Genomic DNA, 17,661 nt, shown 5'->3' on the forward strand with positions numbered 1-17,661 from the left:
GTTCCTGACGTTTAGGGCGTGCAGGTAGGGGGTGTGCCGGGCGTCTGGCCCGCCGCGCAGGTTGCAAGCGGTGAGAGGGGCGTGGGACCGGCCTGGGAGGACGTTGTGGGCGTAGGGGTCGGGGCCGCACTGGTGGGTGCGGGCGCCGGAGCCGTTGCGTAGAGGACGGTGATGGGTGATCCCTTGGGGATGACACCCGTGGGGTTCAGTTCCAGGACGGTACCGGGGGCTGCCGAGCTGCTTTCCTGCGGCAGGACCGTCACCTGCAGACCCAGTCCGGCGAGGGCTGCCTGCACTTGCCGGTAGGGCTTGCCAAGGTAAGCCTCAGGAATAACGTTGACCGTCGCCTGGGTGGGCTCCGGGGTGGGTGTTGGGGTGGGGGTGCTGCGCGTCTGCGTGGGCGTCGCCGACTGCGTGGTCCGCGTGGGCGTAGGGGACGACGGCGGTGCGCTGCTGCTGGCGGTCGCGCTGGAGCTGGGGTTGCTGGACGGCGAGAAGAGTCCCATCTGGCTAAGGAGGAAACCCACCAGCGCAAACAGGAGCAGAAGGATCAAGGCGACCAAGGGCCAAGTCCAGGGGCTGCGTCCCTTGCGCCGGGGCTCATCAGTGGGTTCGTCGTCGTACGTTTCCCCGCCGTATGTATCCTCGTCCTGCTGGTCCCAGTTGCGCTGGGCAGCCAGCGCATTGGCGCGGGCAAGCGGCCCCTGGGGCGCGTCGCCCTCAGAGGCGGATGCGCCGTGGGCGCCTGCCGCCATTGCAGCGGCGGCGCCCGCCGCGCCGGCGCCCAGCACCGGGAGGGCGGAGGTGGCGGTGGGGGAATCCCGCTGGCTGCCAATGACGCCGGTGGGGGCGGTGGCGGTGTCCACCGGCGCCGTGATGGGGCCGGTGTCTGCGTCGAAGAGAAGCATGCCGGGCACGGCGGCGCGCGCCGCGCTGATATCGCCGTTGCGGATTGCCTCCGCTGCCTCGGCCAGCTTGATGGCATTGGCAGGCCGGTCCTTGGGATCCTTGGCCAGCATGGACATCAGGAGCGCCCGGACCGGAGCAGGCAGGCTGTCCGAAAGCGGCGGCGGAGCGTCGTTGACCTGGGCCAGCGCAATGGCGATCTGCGATTCGCCGGAGAAGGGACGATGGCCGCTGAGGCACTCGTACCCGATGACTCCGAGGGAGTAGATGTCCGAGGATCCGGTGGCGGTCTGTCCGGTTGCCTGTTCAGGGGCCAGGTACTGCGCCGTTCCCATGACCTGCCCGGTCTGGGTGAGCGGCACCTGGTCGGCAAGGCGGGCGATGCCGAAGTCGGTGACCTTGACCCGTCCGTCGGGCGTGATCAGGAGGTTTCCGGGCTTGACGTCCCGGTGGACCAGGCCCTGGGCGTGTGCCACGGCCAAAGCGCGGGCGGTCTGCGCAATGATCGAGAGCGTACGGTCCGGCGACAGCACCTGCTCGTGCTCGATGATGCTGCTCAACGGCTGGCCCGGGACCAGTTCCATGACCAGGTAAGCGGAGCCTTCTTCTTCGCCGTAATCGAAGACGTTGGCGATTCCCACGTGGTTAAGGAGCGCGGTGTGGCGGGCCTCGGCACGGAACCGCTGCAGGAATCCGGGATCTCCCGTGTATTCCTCCTTGAGCACCTTGATGGCGACGATGCGGCCAAGGACCAGGTCCTTGGCTTTCCAGACTTCGCCCATGCCGCCAATCGCGATCCGCGTGGTCAGCTGGAATCTGCCGCCGAGGGTGATTCCCGTTGTAGGCCTCACTTATTCAACACCGCCTCAAAAATCTTCTTCGCGTTAGGACTGGTCAGCTTTGCTCCCGCGTAGATGTCTACGCCTTCCATGACGATCGTGACGCTGACCTTGGGGTTGTCAGCAGGGGCGAATCCGGTGAACCACGAATTGTTGGTTCCATTTCCGAGTTCGGCGGTGCCGGTCTTGCCCGCGACCTGTACGCCGGGGACGGCGGCACCCTTGGCGATACCGTCAGTAACCACGCTGGTCATCCACTCGGTGATCTGTTTGGAGATCTCCGGGGTGGTGGACGTCCTGAGCTGGGCCGGCTGGGGCTCGTCAATGACGCGCAGGTCCGGGGACCGCAGGGTCTTGACCAGGCTGGGCGCCATCTGGACGCCGCCGTTTGCGATGGCGTTGGTCATCATGTTGACCTGCAGCGGCGTGACCCGGACATCCTTCTGGCCGATGGCGGACTGGGCCAGTCCGGGCTTGTCCAGGTTGTCAGGGAATCCGTTACCTGTTGCATGGCCCAGCTTCAGCAGATCCCCCACGTCCTCGCCGAACCCGAACTTCTTGGCCTGGGCGGCAATGGCGTCGCGGCCCAGATCCAGGGCGATGCTGGCGAACGGCGTGTTGCAGGACTGCTGCAGTGCGAAGGCGAAGCTGGCGGTGTCCCTGGTGTAGCAGTTGCCGCCGGCGTAGTTGGGCAGTTTGTATTGGATGCCGTCGAAGGGCATTTCCGCGGGGTTGGGCAGGACGCTGTCCTTGTTGTACTTCCCTGAGGCCAGGGCGGCCGCCGTATCCACGAGCTTGAATACCGACCCCGGGGCGAGCAGCTCACCGGTGGGGCCGCTGACGTTTTGGTTCAGGTTGACGCCAGGGACCTTGACCAGCTCATTGATATTGGCGCTTTCAGCCTTTGGATCCTGGATGGCCACCAGGTTCGGGTTGTAGGACGGCTTGGAAGCCATGGCCAGGATGGCGCCGGTCTTGGGGTTGGTGACCACGATCGAGCCGCGCTGGCCATCCGGGATCAGGTTGTAGGCCAGCTGCTGGATCTGGGGGTCGATGGTGAGTTCCACGGAGGCACCCTTGGGCTGGTTGCCCAGGAAGAGCTGGCCCACCCGGTCCAGGAAAAGCTGGTCCGAGTTACCCGCCAGCTCGGCGCCCATGGACTGCTCCAGTCCTGTGGCTCCGTAGTTCTGGGAGAAGTATCCCGTCAGGCCGGCATACAGCTCCGGCTGCGGGTAGGTGCGCTGGAATTTGCACGTCTCCGAGTTGCTCTCCACCGATTCCGCCACCGGGGTACCGCCCACAATGATGGAACCGCGGTCATTGCAGTACGTCTGCAGGATGGCGCGCTTGTTCCAGGGGTTGTCCTTCAGGGCGTCCGCACCAATCACCTGGACATAGCTGATGGCCCCGAAGATGAGGGCGAACATGGCGATGGCCGCTACCCATGAGTGCCGTATTGCCTGGTTCATGCGTGCTTCACCGCCTCGGTTGGAGTGTCAATGCCTACGGATTCCGCCCCCGCTGACGGCGGCAGCGGTGTGGTGTCCACTGGGCCGCGCGCGGTATGCGAGATCATCAGGAGCAGTCCCACAATGATCCAGTTGGCCAGCAGGGATGAACCGCCGGCGGCCAGGAACGGTGTGGTGAGGCCGGTCAGCGGGATGAGCCTGGTGACGCCGCCGATCACCACGAAGCACTGGAGCGCCACGGCGAAGGACAGGCCGCACGCCAGCAGCTTCCCAAAGGCATCGCGCGTGCCCAGGGCAGCGCGGAACCCGCGGGTGAACAGGAGCAAATACATCAGGACCACGGCGAAGAGGCCAATCAGGCCAAGTTCCTCGCCCAGGGAAGCAATGATCATGTCGCTGTTGGCGAAGGGAACCAGGTCCGGACGGCCCTGCCCCAGGCCCGTTCCGACCAGCCCGCCGTTGGCCATGCCGAACAGCCCCTCAACGATCTGGAAGCTGCCGCCGTACTGGCGGCCGTAGACCTCGTCGGTGAAGGCATTCAGCCAGCCGTCGATGCGCAGGCCCACGTGCGAGAAGACTTGCGAAGCGATAAAGCCGCCGCCCAGGAGGAGGGCCAGGCCGATGACAACCCAGCTGATCCGGCTGGTGGCCACGTAGATCATGACGATGAACAGGCCGAAGAACAGTACGGAGGACCCGAGGTCGCTTTGGAAGACCAGCACTCCGATGCTGACCAGCCAGGCGGCCACCATGGGTCCGAGGTCCTTAAAGCGCGGGAACTGCAGCGGACCGATTTTCCGGCCCGCCAGCAGGATCAGGTCCCGGTTGGAGGACAAATAGCCTGCGAAGAATATGGCGAGTGTGATCTTGGCGATTTCACCGGGCTGGAAGGTCATGGGACCCAAACGGATCCACACGCGGGCACCGAGGATTTCACCCGCGCTGATGCCCGGAATCAGGGGAAGAACCAGGAGGACGGCACTGGCTGCCAGTGAGGTGAACGTGAACCTGCGCAGTACGCGGTGGTCTTTCAGGAACCAGATGACGGCGATGGCCACCGCCATGGCAATCAGCGTCCAGCGGAGCTGGTTGTTGCCGGTATCGGAACCCGGCGGATCCAGGCGGTGGATCATGGCCAGTCCAAGCCCGTTGAGGGCAACCACCAGGGGAAGTATTACCGGATCGGCATATTTGGCGCGGAAGCGCAGAACCCCGTGGAATACCAGTGCCGCAACGGCCAGCAGGCTGGACTGGAACCAGAAGTCCGAGTCGAAAGCCTTCTCCTGGTCCACGCCCACCAGCATGTTGGCCCCGATGCCCACGGCAAGGGCCAGCAGCAGCAACGCGAGTTCAACGTTGCGGCGAGGCTTGGGCATGCTGCTTACCTGGCTCATTTCGCCGCCTCGCAGGTGATGGTGGGAGTTGGTGTTGGGGAAGCGGCCGACGGCCCGGAGGCAGGGGCGGACGCGCCCGGTGCGGGCGGCGGAGCTGCCGCGCCGGCGGGTGGTGCGCTGGAAGGCGGAGCGGGGCTGCCGGATGGAACGGGGGCAGTGGCAGAGCCCGAAGGCTTGGGGCACTCCTCCTCCGGCGAGGTGGTTCCCGTGAGCTCCAGGTTCTTGACGATCCGCTGCGCGTCGTAGAGGTCGTTGGCCGGAACCGTCTGGCGGACCCGCTGCTGCGAGAACGGGGGAAGGGAATCCATCCGGATATCGGTCACGGCTTCCAGGGAGGACAACTGGATGGGCCCCAGCCTCTGGGAAACGCCGTTGTAGATCGCCACCCGGGAATCGAACTCACCCACGTAGTAGCGGGTCTGGGTCCAGGCGTAGCCGAGCCAGAGCCCGACGGCCACCACAAGCAGCACCGCGGCTGCAACGGACCAGGCCACCCACCGGCGGGGACGCAGCGGGACCAGGGTGTCCTCGGGGTCGGCGGCGGGTTCTGCCTTGTGGGTAAGGAGCGTGGCAGCCCGCCGGGCCACGGTCCGGCCGGCAATGGTGGGGATGGATCCGGACTCCGCCGCAGCCGCTGCCGCGCCCACCAGTTCGTGCGGGCGTGAGGCAAGTTCTTCGCGCAGTACTTCGGCAGACAGGTGTTCACCGAGGTGCGGGTCCGTGCTGCCGGGCTCCGGGGAGTCGGTGTCCCCACTTTCGGCATCCCCGTCTTCGGCGCTGCCGTCCTTGGCACCGCCGTCGGCCGGTTCCTTCCCGGGTGCAACACCTTGCTTGGCGTCTTCGCGGTCCGGGCCGGTTTTGGCACCGGGTTGCGTGCCGTCGGCGGGACCGGCGGATGCAGCCATGTCGGCGGGTATGCCGGCCGCCGCGGCAGCGGGCTTGCTGCCCTCCACCGGCGGGACGATGTCGACGGCGGCGGTGCTGACGTCGTCGGGCGTTTCCTCCACGATGTCCACCATGACCACGGTGACGTTGTCCGGGGAGCCGGCTTCAAGGGTCAGCTCAACCAGGGTTTCGGCGCACTCGTGCAGGTTGTGGGTTTCCCGGACGGTCCGCTCCACGGCGTGCCCGGCCACGTAGTTCAGCCCGTCTGAGCAGAGCAGCCAACGGTCCCCGGGTTTGGCGTCGAGGGTGTCCAGATCCAGTTCGGGACTGGCATCGACATCGCCCAGGACGCGCATGAGGACGTTCTTGTGCGGGTGCGTTTCCGCTTCCTCCGGGCGGAGCCGGCCTTCGTCGATGAGCCGCTGGACAAACGTATGGTCCACACTGACCTGCTTGAATTCACCGTCGCGCAACCGGTACGCGCGGGAATCACCGATGTGCGCGAAGTGCAGTTTGTTATCAGCCAGCAGGAGCGCGGTGACAGTGGTGCCCATGCCCGCGAGCTTGGGGTTCATGTGCACCAGTTCAGAGAGCAGCGAATTGGCGGTCTGGATCTCGTCGGCAAGGACGGTGCCCGCATCATCACCCTGGTCCGGGCTGTCCAGGTGGATCATGTCCAGGACGGTCGCTGCGGAAGCGACGTCACCGCCGGCGTGCCCGCCCATGCCGTCAGCGACGACGGCGAGATGGCGGCCGGCATAGGCGGAATCGTCGTTCTTGGCGCGGATCCGGCCAACGTCGGACCGCGCCGCGAAGCGCATGATAAGGGGCCGCTGAGCCGGACTGGAGCCGGTTGCGGGATTTTCAGGCACGGCCACGGTTACGGCCTCAATTCAATGACCGTCTTGCCGATTCTCACGGGTACACCTGGCTCGACCGGCAGGGCGCGGGTAAGTTGCTGATCTCCCAGGTAGGTGCCGTTGGTGGAACCCAGGTCCTCGATGAACCAGCGGCTGCCCTGTGGGAAGAGCCGGGCATGCCGGCCCGAGGCGTAGTCGTCCTCTAGAACCAGGGTGGCTTCCTGGGCTCGCCCCAGCAGTATGGGGCTGGCGGCCAGCGGCAGGGTCCGGCCCTTGAGCGGGCCTTCGATGACCACCAGCTGCCGCGCCTGCTGCTTCACCGGCTGGGGCGGCGCCTCTGCCAGTTCCGGGTTCCGCCGGACCTGCCGGGCGGTGGGCGCACCGGCTGCAGCCTTGCGTCCCACCATGAGGTCGCGCCGCATGGCGGAAACGATGCTGAAGATGAGTACCCAGAGGAGCAGCAGGAAGCCGAACCGCAGCGCGGTGATGGTGAGGTCGCTCATGCGCGGCCACCCGGGTTGGCAGAAAGCAGGCGGAAAATGATCTTTGTCCGTCCCATCGTGATGGTGGAGCCGTCTGTGAGTTCAGTGCTTCCCGAGACCTTTTGGCCGTTGACATAGCTGCCATTGGTGGATCCCAGGTCCACGGCACTGGTCACGCCGTTGGCCGTGCGGATTTCAAGGTGGCGCCGGGACACTCCCGTGTCTTCAATGTGGATGTCCGCCTCGGACGACCGCCCCAGAACGATCGACGGGGCATTCAGTGAATAGCGTTGGCCGTCGATGTCCAGGACCGGCTGAAGCCTGACCGGCTGCCGGTTCGGGGCCGCCGGAACGCTGGGCCTTGGCTGGGCGGCGCCCGCGCCTTGGGACTTTTCAGTGCTGGAAGCAATTTCGAAAGCACCGGCACGGAGCTCGGTGTCCCGGCGGAAGGAGATCCGCACGGGGCCCTGGAGGATGTAGCCCTGGCTGCGGACGTGGTTGATGACCACATCGCAGAGTTCTTCGGCCAGCGGCGTGCCCCATTCCTGTGCCCGGGCGAAGTCGTCGTCGCTGAGCTGCACATCGAAGACGTTGGGGACCAGCGTGCGTCCGGCCGCCACGGTAAGGGCTTTGTGGTCCACTTCGCGGCGGAGCCTGCTGGCAATCTCCACGGGTTCCACCTGCGCCTTGGAACCGGTGGAGAAGACGCCGCGGACGGCCTTTTCGATGCCACGTTCAACTTTGTCCAGCAGACCCATGGTTCTTCTCCTTTCCCCCCGGCTCCGGGGCACTAGTTGCTGCTGACCAGCACCTGCAGGGCAGTCAGCCGCAGCGCGGTTCACCCGCCGGCAGTGCCCACTCCTACATCCGATACTACTTGCCACCCCTGTGAATGACCTTAATCCGCAACGGCCGGGCGCCGGCGAAAGTTCGGTTTCCGGGGCCTTGCCGGCCGCCGCGGCACTGTCTTTCCACGGCTTCCAGTACCCGCCCCTGGCTGGTTTCCTGCCTGTTTTTCCACCGGCCGGCGCGGACTGGACAAGGGCGGATGGGGGCCAATTGGTAATTTGCGGCAACTGTCCGTTATGCTTGATCTCGCTGCTTTTACGAGACGCGAAACGGGAAACCGGTTCGGTCACGTGGAAGAAGTTGCGCGCGAGTGGCGGAACGGCAGACGCGCTGGCTTCAGGTGCCAGTGTCCGAAAGGGCGTGGGGGTTCAAATCCCCCCTCGCGCACGCAGGTTAAAGAGCCCCGGTCTTTTGACCGGGGCTCTTTTGCATTCCCATCATGCAACCGACGTTCCAGGGGTTGCACCACCGTCCGGACTTCGCACCCCCGCGTTCGCTGGTGCTTCGTCCGGTGGCCGGTGCCTGAGCACCTGGACGCTCGGATTACGACGGCGGGACGGCGCCTAGGCGGACGGGCGCGCCGAAGCCTTGAACCGGCGTCGTGAGTTGGCCAGGTGGGTGCGCATGGCGGCTGCCGCTGCGGCGTCGTCACCATCGGCAATGGCATCCCGGATGGACCGGTGCTCCAGCACCACCTGGTCGAAGTGGTCCCGGGCGTAGTGCTCAGCGCCGGTCATCAGGCGGGTGCGCGGCATGGCGATCATGGTCTGCCCCAGGGCCGCCAGGCAATCGGAGTAATAGGGGTTGCCCGAGGCGGCGGCAACCGCACGGTGGAATTCAAAGTCAGCCTTCATGGCGCGCGCCGGGTGCCCGGAACTCTCCGTAAAGGTGTCCAGTGCGGTGCCCAGAGCCCGTAACTGCCGGTCGGTGCGGTTCCGGGCTGCCAGTGCCGCGGCTTCGGTCTCAACTCCCATGCGGAAGGCCAGCAGGTGCAGCCTGTCCTCCATAGTGGCCACGGGCCGGATCCCCACACCCTCCGAGGGCCTGTCCGCCGGGGGAGTGAGCGCGAAACTGCCGCGCCCGCGCTCGGTTTCCACCAGCCCCTCGGCCTGCAGCCGGGTAAGGGCGGCGCGGACCACGGTCCGGCTGACACCGAAATCGCTGATCAGCGTGTTTTCGCTGGGCAGCTTTTCACCCGGCTGGATCACGCCGTCGACGATGCGGTTGCGGAGGTCAGCGGCAAGGTCCGCGGTGAGGTTCCGGGTCATGGCTAAAGATTACGGCTTCGGGGTTACGCGTCGAACTCCACGCTTTCGGTGGTCCAGGCGCGGGCCTGGTCGCTCAGGGTTATGCCGAGGCCGGGGCGGTCCGGGACGATCATGCGGCCGTCCTTGGTTTCCAGGCGCTCGTTGAACAGCGGGTCCAGCCAGTCGAAGTGCTCCACCCAGGGTTCGTGGGGGTAGGCGGCGGCGAGGTGGAGGTGGATTTCCATGGCGAAGTGCGGGGCAAGGTCCAGTCCCCGCTCGTCGGCCAGGGCGGCCAGGCGAAGGAACTGGGTGATACCGCCGACGCGCGGGGCGTCGGGCTGGATGATGTCGCAGCCGTTGGCGGCAATGAGGCCTTTATGTTCAGCCACGGAGGCGAGCATCTCGCCGGTGGCGATGGGGGTGTCCAGTACCTGTGCCAGGTGGGCATGGCCCTCGAAGTCGTAGGCATCAAGGGGCTCTTCGATCCACACCAGGTCGAATTCCTCGAGGCGGCGGCCCAAGCGCAGGGCCGCGGCGCGGTCCCACTGCTGGTTGGCGTCCACCATGAGCGGAACGTCCGGGCCGATGTGGTCGCGGATTCCGGCGACGCGGCGCAGGTCCTCCTTGCTGTCCGGCAGGCCCACCTTGATCTTGATGCCGCCGATGCCCTCCTCGAGGGACTGGGTGGCGCGCGCCTTCACTTCGTCAAGGCTGGCGTTCAGGAAGCCGCCGGAGGTGTTGTACGTCCGCACCGAGTCGCGGTAGGAGCCCAGGAACTTCGCCAGCGGCAGCCCGGCACGCTTGGCTTTCAAGTCGTATAAAGCGATGTCGACGGCGGCGAGAGCCTGGGTGGCGACGCCGGACCGCCCCACGGAGGCCCCTGCCCACAGGAGTTTGGTGTAAATCCGGGCGATGTCGTTGGGGTCCTCGCCGATGAGGCCTTCGGCGACTTCCCTGGCATGGGCATATTGGGCAGGGCCGCCGGCACGCTTTGAATAGCTGAATCCGACGCCGGAGTGCCCCAGCTCGGTGGTGATCTCCGCGAACAGGAACACCACCTCGGTCATGGGCTTCTGCCGTCCGGTGAAGACTTTCGCGTCGCTGATGGGAAGGGCGAGGGGAAGACGGGCAGTGGATAGCTTGACGTGCCGGATCAGATCGACGGAACTCATTGATTCTCCTGGAAGACAGGTGGGCCCCTTCGCCCACACTCCTAGGATATAAGTTTGCAACTTGTATTACAAGCAAGTCCTTGCAGATCCAATTTCAGCGCCTTTGGGCGATTCCCCCCGGATTTTGCCCTCGTGGGATGATAGAGGGGATGACTTCCCCCAATCCTTCCCCTGAAACTCCTGTCCGCGCCTCCAAGGCAGCCGCCGGCACTGCCCGGCCGCAGGTCCGCCCCACCGCCGAGGGCTGGGAGCAGGCACGTACGGTCGAAGGCCGGCCCCTGCTCCAATTCGCGTCCCCGCGCGTGAAGCAGCCGCCAGTGCACCTGGCGGACATGAGCCTGGCCGAGCGCGGCGAGAAGCTGAAGGAACTTGGCCTGCCGGCATTCCGCGCAAAGCAACTCTCCACGCACTACTTCCAGCACTGGACGGTGGACCCGGAGCGGATGAGCGACCTGCCCAAGGCAGGCCGCGAGGAGCTTGCCTCCCAGATGTTCCCGCCGCTGCTCACGGAGGTCCGCCGGCAACGCACTGACAAGGGGGACACCATCAAGTTCCTCTGGCGTCTGTTCGACGGTGCCCTGGTGGAGTCCGTCCTGATGCGCTACCCCGGCCGCATCACCCTCTGCGTCTCCTCACAGGCCGGCTGCGGCATGAACTGCCCCTTCTGTGCCACGGGCCAGGCCGGACTGACGCGCAACATGTCCACCGCAGAAATCGTTGACCAGGTGGTCGCCGCCAACCGGGCCATCGCTGCCGGCGAGCTGGGCCCGAAGGAGCACGACGACGAGCGGGTCACCAACATCGTCTTCATGGGCATGGGGGAGCCCCTGGCCAACTACAAGCGTGTCATGGCCGCCCTGCACCGCTTTGTGGATCCGGCGCCCGAGGGTTTGGGCATGTCCGCCCGGAACATCACCGTATCCACCGTGGGCCTGGTTCCGGCGATCCGGAAGCTGGCGGACGAGGACCTTCCCGTCACGTTCGCACTGTCATTGCATGCTCCCGATGACGAGCTCCGCGACGAACTGATCCCGGTCAACAACCGCTGGAAGGTGGACGAGGCGCTCGACGCCGCTTACGACTACTACCGCAAGACGGGTCGCCGGGTCAGCATCGAGTACGCACTGATCAAGGACATGAACGACCACCCCTGGCGTGCCGACCTTCTGGGCAAGAAGCTCAACCAGCGCGGACGCGGCTGGGTGCACGTCAATCCGATCCCGCTCAACCCAACTCCGGGCTCCATTTGGACCGCCTCGGACAAGGCGGTGGAACAGGAATTCATCGAGCGGCTCCGCGCCACCGGCGTGCCCTGCACCCTTCGGGACACCCGCGGCAAGGAAATCGACGGCGCCTGCGGCCAGCTCGCCGCCGCCGAGGACTAGGGCGCTAGCCCTTCCGCAGGGTTCCCAGTCCGGCAATCAGGGCGTCCAGCCCTAGCTGGAAGGCCGTATCCGCCGGGCGGCCGCGTTCCGGGCCGCCCTGGCCGCCGGAAGCATTCGCAGGTGCATCCGGTCCTGCAGAAGAACTGCGCACGGCTGCGGTGAAATACGGGGTGGATCCAGCCATGCTGCCGGAGTCGAAGATGTCCTCCGGCGCGGTGACGTCGTACGCGGATCCGAAGATAAAGGACTCAAGCGCCACGATTGCCGGCACAATGCGCTCCTGTGGAAAACCGGCGTCGGAAAACCCTTTACTTACGGTCTCGTACATTGCCAGGGTCTGCGGGGCGTCGGTGACCGGCAGGACGGCGATGACGGGGATAAGCGGAGTGTGCTCGGCAAAGACGTCCCGATAGCTCCAGGCCCAGGCGCGGACGGCGTCCTCCCAGCTGCCGCGGCCAAAACCGGAAACGTCGACGAGCGACATCAGGTGGTCCTCCACCAGGAGCAGGACATCCTGCTTTGACGCCACGTGGTTGTAGAGGGCGGACGGTGCCACGTCGAGTTCCTTGGCCAGGGCTGCCATGGTCAACCCGTCGTACCCCTTGCGGCTCACCAGCCCCAGCGCAGCTGCCGTGATTCCGGACTTGTCCAGCACTGCCGCGGACGGTCGACCGGCCCGCCTCCGCTGCACACCGCCGTTGTTGGTGGTGCGTCCCTGTGCGGCTGATACTGCCGGCATTCCTGCCCTTTCGTCGGTGTCCCCTGCATTATTCCATCCGGTACTTCCGCTCAAAGCAGGCAGCAGCTATAGTTCTAATAAATGAATGGCATTCATTTAGTGGTCCCCGTCACCAAGGGCCGCAGAGAGGACATCATGCTGAACCTGAACCGCGACGTCGTGGTCGTTGGAGCCGGGCCGTCCGGACTCACCGCCGCCCGTGAACTGAAGAAAGCCGGCCTCACCGTAGCCGTGCTCGAGGCCCGCGACCGCGTTGGTGGCCGGACCTGGACCGACGCCGTGGACGGCGCCATGCTCGAAATCGGCGGCCAATGGGTCTCGCCGGACCAGACTGCCCTCCTGGAACTGCTGGCAGAACTGAACCTCGAGACTTACCCGCGCTACCGCGAAGGGGAGTCCATCTACATCGGCGCAGACGGCGCCCCTGTGCGTTACACGGGCGACACCTTCCCGGTGGACCCGGACACCGCCGTCGAAATGGACCGTCTGGTGGCCCTCCTTGACGGACTGGCCGCCGAGATCGGCCCCACCGAACCGTGGGCCCATCCCAAGGCACGCGAGCTGGATACCGTTTCCTTCCACCACTGGCTCCGGCAGAACTCTGCCAACGAGGAAGCCTGCAAGAACATCGGACTCTTCATCGCCGGCGGCATGCTCACCAAGCCGGCGCACGCCTTCTCCGCGCTGCAGGCGGTCCTGATGGCGGCCTCGGCCGGCTCCTTCACCCACCTGACGGATGAGGACTTCATCCTGGACCGCCGCGTGGTGGGCGGGATGCAGCAGGTGTCGTTGCTGCAGGCGCAGGAGCTGGGTGACGACGTCGTCCTTGGTTCTCCGGTGCGTACCGTCAACTGGGAGCCGGACGCGGACGGCGGGCACCGCGTGACCGTTGTCTCGGACCGCGCCACCGTGAACGCCCGCTTCGTCATCATGGCGGTGCCGCCCAACCTCTACTCCCGCGTCTCCTTCAACCCGCCGCTGCCGCGCCGCCAGCACCAGATGCACCAGCACCAGTCGCTGGGCCTGGTCATCAAGGTCCACGCCGTGTACAGCACCCCCTTCTGGCGGGACAAGGGCCTCTCCGGCACCTGCTTCGGTGCCGATGCGCTGGTCCAGGAGGTCTACGACAACACCAACCATGGCGATCCGCGCGGCACCCTGGTGGGCTTCGTCTCGGATGAGAAGGCCGACGCCATGTTCGAGCTGTCCCCCGAAGAGCGCCGCAAGGCCATCCTGGAATCCATCGCAGGATACCTTGGCGACGAGGCCCTCACCCCCGAGGTCTACTACGAGTCCGACTGGGGCTCGGAGGAATGGACCCGCGGCGCCTACGCCTCCAGCTATGACCTGGGCGGCCTGCACCGCTACGGCAAGGACCAGCACGCACCTGTCGGCCCGATCTACTGGTCCTCCTCCGACCTTGCGGCCGAGGGATACCAGCACGTGGACGGCGCCATCCGAATGGGCCGCATTACTGCTGCGCGGATCGCAGAGGTGGCGAAGGTCCCGGTGGCCGCCAGCTGGTAAATAAGCATGCTTACTAATAGGCTGGCGGCGGGGAGCGTCCCCGACTTCAGACGAACGAGGTGAGGCATGACTGACGCCCAGAGCATCAGCAAGGTTACGGAGATCATCAACGATTCCAGGATCGGAATGGTCACCACCATCAACGAAGAAGGCGCCCTCGTCAGCCGGCCGCTGGCCGTCCAGGAGGTAAAGGACGACGGCGACATGTGGTTCTTCACTGGCCTCGGCACGTCCCAGGTTGCGCATGTCCGGGCTGACTCGCGGGTCAACGTTGCCTTTGGCAAGAACACTGAGTGGGTCTCAGTGGCCGGAATCGGCGAAGTGGTCACGGACCGGGCCAAAATCCACGAACTGTGGAACCAGGCGGTCGAAGCCTGGTTCCCGGACGGTCCGGACACCCCCGAGGTGTGCCTCCTGCGCGTCGACTCGGATTCCGCTGAATACTGGACCAGCCCCGGCGGCACGGCCGCCACTGTGCTCCAGTGGGTGAAGGCCAAGGTCACCAACAGCCGGATGAGTGTTGGCGAAAGCGGCACCGTGGAGCTGTAGTACCGGATTTTGAAGGGGCGGGGCGGCTAGGGCGGCCCCGCCCCTTTCAATGCCTGCAGGACCGCCGGCAGCAGGACGCCGTTGCGTCCCCACACCGGATCCAGGATCTCCAGATACCAGGAGTCCGCGAGCAGCAGGGCCAGGGCATCGTTGGTCTCGTCAGCCCAATCCCTGATCTGCGCCTCGTCTACAGGATTCTCGCTGGAACCGAGCACCGTGGTGACCTCCGTGCCCGCAAGGGTTACGGGAATGGCGGCGCTGCTTGCTTCGCCAGGCGCGTGGGCCACGGTGACCAGTTCGGTGTGCGTGGAAAGGGCCAGCAGTTCGCCGGCGGTGCCGGCGCTGCAAAAACCCGTGACGTACTCCCGTTGCGCAGCGCCGTCAGCGAGGATGCCCGGCTGGGACTCCTTGGTGAACAGCCCGTTCCGGTTCAGCTCCGCCAACACTGCGGCCAGTGCGACGGTTTCAGGGTCGAAACCGGGGGCGAAATGCCCCGGCTGGTACGAACTCCCACCCTCCAGCCATCGGGCGGTCAATTCCCCGGCGGCCTCCAGGGTGGTGGCCTGCCGCCAGACTCCACGGTCCTCCAGCAGCCGGCCGTACTCGTCATGGGCAGGCAGTTCCTCAGGCTTCATCTTTGGATGCTATCGCCGGGCCTCGGGGCCGATCCAACAGCGGCGACACAGCAGCTAACCTCGGCCAGGCTGCTCTGCGGGCAGGGCTGCAGGAATGCCCGCGGCCCGCTCCGCCGCTGCCAGGGACGCGGCCAGGCTTCCCACGGCATCGGGATAACCCTTGTGCGCGGCCGTCCGCAGCTGGTCCGCAGCCCGCATGGACTTGATCAGCGCGGAGGTTTCCGGCAGCCGCACATCGGTCAACGCCGGATAGTCGATGCTGCACGCCGGATCCAGCTCGTAGCGCCGCCACCGCAGCATGATCTCCTCATGCTGCAGCCGGGCTTCCTGGTGGGCTGCAACCCGCTCCCGTTCCTCCCTGCGTGCTGCACGCCGCGCCAGGAACTTTGGAGTGCCGCGGTAGGCCGCAATACCCGATGCGGCGGCCGCCCCTGCCAGCACCAAACCCGCCCACGGCGATACCAGCGCCGGAATGATCAGCGCGGGAAGGGCCACGCAGGAACCCAGGAACAGGTCCCAGAACAGCTGGTCCGTCCCCTCCGGTGCGCGGTCCTTGGGGGCCAGGACCCGGCGCCGAACGACAAAAACGGTGGCGGCCACGCCGGTAACCAGCACCGGACCACACAGCAGTACCGCCCACGCACCATGAAACAGTCCCTGCATCAACGATTCCGCGACTGACATCCTGCACCTCCGGCGCCCGGCATTCCCCATAAGACCGGCCCCGGCCGGAAAGCCCGGGCTGGTCCTTCCATTGCACCGTGTACGGCGCGCAGCGTCAATGGCAGGTGAAAAGGGAAAACAGGTACTGCAAAGGGACAGGGCCTGACAGGTACCGTGGGTCCATGCGACTCAAAATGTGCAGCATCCATGTCCAGGACCCCGCGGCCGCCCACGCCTTCTACACCGGGACGCTGGGCTTCGACACGCTCATGGCCATGCCGGAGTACAACCTCTACATCATCAAGGACCCGGGGGCGGATGACAGTTCCGTGGGGCTGCTGCTGGAGCCCAGCGACAACCCCATCGGCGCCAACTACATGAACGCCGTGCGCGAGGCAGGACTGCCGGCCATCGTGTTCGGGGTCCCGGACGTGCAGGCGGAGTACGACCGGCTCATGGCTGCCGGCGTCAGCTTCAAGACCCCGCCCACCACCGATCCGTTCGGGACCAGCGCCGTGTTCGACGACGGCTGCGGCAACTACGTCCAGATCCACCAGGACTGACGGGCCGGGATGCATTAGAAGCCTGTCCGCGCATCCGGACGTTCAAGGTCCTGACGGGCGAACAAGCTTCTGAGGCGCGACTGCGGCCTACTCGGCCTGGGCGCGGTCCTTCTTCGCCTGCTTTTTGGCGGCCTCTTCCTTGACCCGCTGGGCTTCGGCGCGGACGGCAGCGTGCGTAGCGCGTTCGGTGACCAGCCACTGTGGCGGGGCCTGCAGCAGCGCGGTGATTTCCGCCGTCGTCAATGCTTCCTCCACGCCGCCGCGCGCCAAGCCGCTGATGGACACGTTCAACTTCTGGGCCACCACGGGGCGGGGGTGCGGGCCGTTGCGGCGCAATTCGGCCAGCCATTCCGGCGGGTTGGCCTGGAGTTCGGCGAACTCGTCGCGGGTGATGGTTGAATCCTGGAACTCCTGCGGCGTGGCCGGGAGGTAGATGCCAAGTTTCTTGGCAACAGTGGCCGGCTTCATGGACTGGGAGTTTGCAGAGGTCATGCTTCAAGGGTATCCGGGCGGCGGGTACTGTGAAGACGTGCCAGCCGACGATACCCCCACGCCCGACGCCCCCGCTGCCCCGGAAGAGGCGGCCCCGCGGGTGCTGCGCATCGCCTACGTGGCCGGGGTAACGCCGGGCAAATGGATCCGCCGGTGGGAAGAGCGGATGCCGCACATTCCCCTTCAAGCATTTATGGTCGACGGCGGTGCCCAGCTTGGGCCGCTACAGGACGGCAGCGCGGACATGGGCTTTGTCCGCCTTCCCATCGAGCGGGAGGGCCTCAGCGTGATCCCGCTGTACGAGGAGCAGCCGGTGGTGGTGGCCCCGAAGGGCCATGAGATTTCGGTGTTCGATGAAGTGCCGCTTGCCGACCTCGCGGAGGAATCGTTCCTGGATGCCGCCGCACTGGGCGGACCGGAGGCCGCACTCCAGGTGGTTGCCGCTGGCGCCGGCCTGGTGATCCTCCCCATGGCGGTAGCCCGCCATTTCAACGTCAAGGACACTGTGGCGCGCCGCCTGACGGGGGCAGAGGGAACAGAAATTGCACTCGCCTGGCCTACCGAGGCCACGGACGAAGTGCTGGAGGAATTCATCGGCATCGTCCGCGGACGCACTGCCCAGAGTTCGCGGCAGCCCTCTGCCCAGCCGGCCAAGGTGAAAAAGGAGCCCAAGCCGGACCGCCGGGGCACCGGCGCGAAGAAGGCGCCCAAAGTGGCGCAGCGCTATGCGCCCAATCCGGACAAAGGCCGCGGGCGGGGATCCCGGAAGAAAGGCAAACGCTAGCCGGGGTTTGACGGGCCCGGTTTAGCCGCCGGGCAGCAACGAAGCCGGCCCTCAGATGCGGTCCGGCTTCGTTGTGTTGTCCTGCCCAGCCACGCGGGTTAGGTGTTTTGGACGTTGTCTTTGGCGTCGGTGGCGCGGTCTTTGACGTCGGTGGCGGCTTGTTGGCCTTCGGTTTTGACGTTTTGGGCGGCGTCGGTGGCGGTGGCCTTGACGTTTTCCAT

The 17,661-nt window shown here is 66.1% G+C and carries 17 protein-coding genes and 1 tRNA gene; 6 read left to right on the forward strand and 12 right to left on the reverse strand.

Going from position 1 to position 17,661, the window contains the following annotated elements:
• Positions 1 to 11: 11 nt before the first annotated feature.
• From ACFO0G_RS13950 to ACFO0G_RS13975, 6 genes are read right to left on the reverse strand one after another with little or no spacing between them, the layout of a single operon-like run.
• A complete protein-coding gene (locus ACFO0G_RS13950) occupies positions 12 to 1,757 on the reverse strand; it encodes a protein kinase domain-containing protein (RefSeq protein ID WP_376978301.1) in 1,746 nt (581 codons plus the stop codon).
• A complete protein-coding gene (locus ACFO0G_RS13955) occupies positions 1,754 to 3,214 on the reverse strand; it encodes a peptidoglycan D,D-transpeptidase FtsI family protein (RefSeq protein WP_376978303.1) in 1,461 nt (486 codons plus the stop codon). The genes ACFO0G_RS13950 and ACFO0G_RS13955 overlap by 4 nt, the downstream gene beginning before the upstream one ends.
• Complete coding sequence (locus ACFO0G_RS13960) at positions 3,211 to 4,608, reverse strand: FtsW/RodA/SpoVE family cell cycle protein (RefSeq protein ID WP_376978305.1); 1,398 nt, start codon at positions 4,606 to 4,608, stop codon at positions 3,211 to 3,213. The genes ACFO0G_RS13955 and ACFO0G_RS13960 overlap by 4 nt, the downstream gene beginning before the upstream one ends.
• Positions 4,605 to 6,371, reverse strand: coding sequence for a protein phosphatase 2C domain-containing protein (locus ACFO0G_RS13965; RefSeq protein WP_376978307.1), 1,767 nt, complete (start codon positions 6,369 to 6,371; stop codon positions 4,605 to 4,607). Before ACFO0G_RS13965 ends, ACFO0G_RS13960 begins: the two co-directional genes overlap by 4 nt.
• A gap of 2 nt (positions 6,372 to 6,373) precedes the next feature.
• The gene (locus ACFO0G_RS13970) at positions 6,374 to 6,856 is read right to left on the reverse strand and encodes an FHA domain-containing protein FhaB/FipA (RefSeq protein ID WP_286400654.1); all 483 of its coding nucleotides are present in this window, start codon (positions 6,854 to 6,856) and stop codon (positions 6,374 to 6,376) included.
• Positions 6,853 to 7,593 (reverse strand): FhaA domain-containing protein, encoded by a 741-nt coding sequence (locus tag ACFO0G_RS13975; RefSeq protein ID WP_286400655.1) that lies wholly within the window; start codon positions 7,591 to 7,593, stop codon positions 6,853 to 6,855. The genes ACFO0G_RS13970 and ACFO0G_RS13975 overlap by 4 nt, the downstream gene beginning before the upstream one ends.
• A gap of 395 nt (positions 7,594 to 7,988) precedes the next feature.
• Between ACFO0G_RS13975 and ACFO0G_RS13980 the strand changes: the two genes are divergently transcribed.
• Positions 7,989 to 8,071 (forward strand) — tRNA-Leu (locus ACFO0G_RS13980).
• 176 nt (positions 8,072 to 8,247) lie between these two features.
• Here ACFO0G_RS13980 and ACFO0G_RS13985 read toward each other — a convergent pair.
• Both ACFO0G_RS13985 and ACFO0G_RS13990 read right to left on the reverse strand, forming a co-directional pair.
• Positions 8,248 to 8,952, reverse strand: a complete 705-nt coding sequence (locus ACFO0G_RS13985) for a FadR/GntR family transcriptional regulator (RefSeq protein WP_376978309.1) — start codon at positions 8,950 to 8,952, stop codon at positions 8,248 to 8,250.
• A gap of 23 nt (positions 8,953 to 8,975) precedes the next feature.
• On the reverse strand, positions 8,976 to 10,103 hold the full coding sequence (locus ACFO0G_RS13990; protein WP_376978311.1) for an L-talarate/galactarate dehydratase: 1,128 nt from the start codon (positions 10,101 to 10,103) through the stop codon (positions 8,976 to 8,978).
• 149 nt (positions 10,104 to 10,252) lie between these two features.
• Here ACFO0G_RS13990 and rlmN point away from each other — a divergent pair, with 149 nt between their 5' ends.
• On the forward strand, positions 10,253 to 11,488 hold the full coding sequence (gene rlmN / locus ACFO0G_RS13995; protein ID WP_286400660.1) for a dual-specificity RNA methyltransferase RlmN: 1,236 nt from the start codon (positions 10,253 to 10,255) through the stop codon (positions 11,486 to 11,488).
• Between the two features lie 4 nt (positions 11,489 to 11,492).
• Here the strand turns inward: rlmN and ACFO0G_RS14000 are convergent, their stop codons facing one another.
• Positions 11,493 to 12,227, reverse strand: a complete 735-nt coding sequence (locus tag ACFO0G_RS14000; RefSeq protein ID WP_376978314.1) for a TetR/AcrR family transcriptional regulator — start codon at positions 12,225 to 12,227, stop codon at positions 11,493 to 11,495.
• Between the two features lie 81 nt (positions 12,228 to 12,308).
• Here ACFO0G_RS14000 and ACFO0G_RS14005 point away from each other — a divergent pair, with 81 nt between their 5' ends.
• Together ACFO0G_RS14005 and ACFO0G_RS14010 are read left to right on the forward strand one after the other, a co-directional pair.
• Entirely contained in the window at positions 12,309 to 13,754 is a 1,446-nt protein-coding gene (locus ACFO0G_RS14005; protein ID WP_286400664.1) for a flavin monoamine oxidase family protein, read from the forward strand.
• 66 nt (positions 13,755 to 13,820) lie between these two features.
• Entirely contained in the window at positions 13,821 to 14,303 is a 483-nt protein-coding gene (locus tag ACFO0G_RS14010) for a pyridoxamine 5'-phosphate oxidase family protein (RefSeq protein ID WP_376978316.1), read from the forward strand.
• A 26-nt stretch (positions 14,304 to 14,329) separates the two neighbouring features.
• Here ACFO0G_RS14010 and ACFO0G_RS14015 read toward each other — a convergent pair whose 3' ends face one another.
• Entirely contained in the window at positions 14,330 to 14,938 is a 609-nt protein-coding gene (locus tag ACFO0G_RS14015) for a DUF6919 domain-containing protein (protein WP_376978318.1), read from the reverse strand.
• 54 nt (positions 14,939 to 14,992) lie between these two features.
• Positions 14,993 to 15,601 (reverse strand): hypothetical protein, encoded by a 609-nt coding sequence (locus ACFO0G_RS14020; protein ID WP_376978320.1) that lies wholly within the window; start codon positions 15,599 to 15,601, stop codon positions 14,993 to 14,995.
• Between the two features lie 182 nt (positions 15,602 to 15,783).
• Between ACFO0G_RS14020 and ACFO0G_RS14025 the strand changes: the two genes are divergently transcribed.
• Positions 15,784 to 16,164, forward strand: coding sequence for a VOC family protein (locus tag ACFO0G_RS14025; protein WP_286400671.1), 381 nt, complete (start codon positions 15,784 to 15,786; stop codon positions 16,162 to 16,164).
• A gap of 87 nt (positions 16,165 to 16,251) precedes the next feature.
• Here the strand turns inward: ACFO0G_RS14025 and ACFO0G_RS14030 are convergent, their stop codons facing one another.
• The gene (locus ACFO0G_RS14030) at positions 16,252 to 16,656 is read right to left on the reverse strand and encodes a DUF5997 family protein (RefSeq protein ID WP_376978322.1); all 405 of its coding nucleotides are present in this window, start codon (positions 16,654 to 16,656) and stop codon (positions 16,252 to 16,254) included.
• Between ACFO0G_RS14030 and ACFO0G_RS14035 the strand changes: the two genes are divergently transcribed.
• Positions 16,655 to 17,440, forward strand: coding sequence for a LysR family substrate-binding domain-containing protein (locus ACFO0G_RS14035; RefSeq protein WP_376978335.1), 786 nt, complete (start codon positions 16,655 to 16,657; stop codon positions 17,438 to 17,440). The genes ACFO0G_RS14030 and ACFO0G_RS14035 overlap by 2 nt on opposite strands.
• Positions 17,441 to 17,661: the final 221 nt, after the last annotated feature.

It is taken from the genome of Arthrobacter sedimenti (assembly GCF_042652025.1).
Classification (GTDB): domain Bacteria; phylum Actinomycetota; class Actinomycetes; order Actinomycetales; family Micrococcaceae; genus Arthrobacter; species Arthrobacter sedimenti.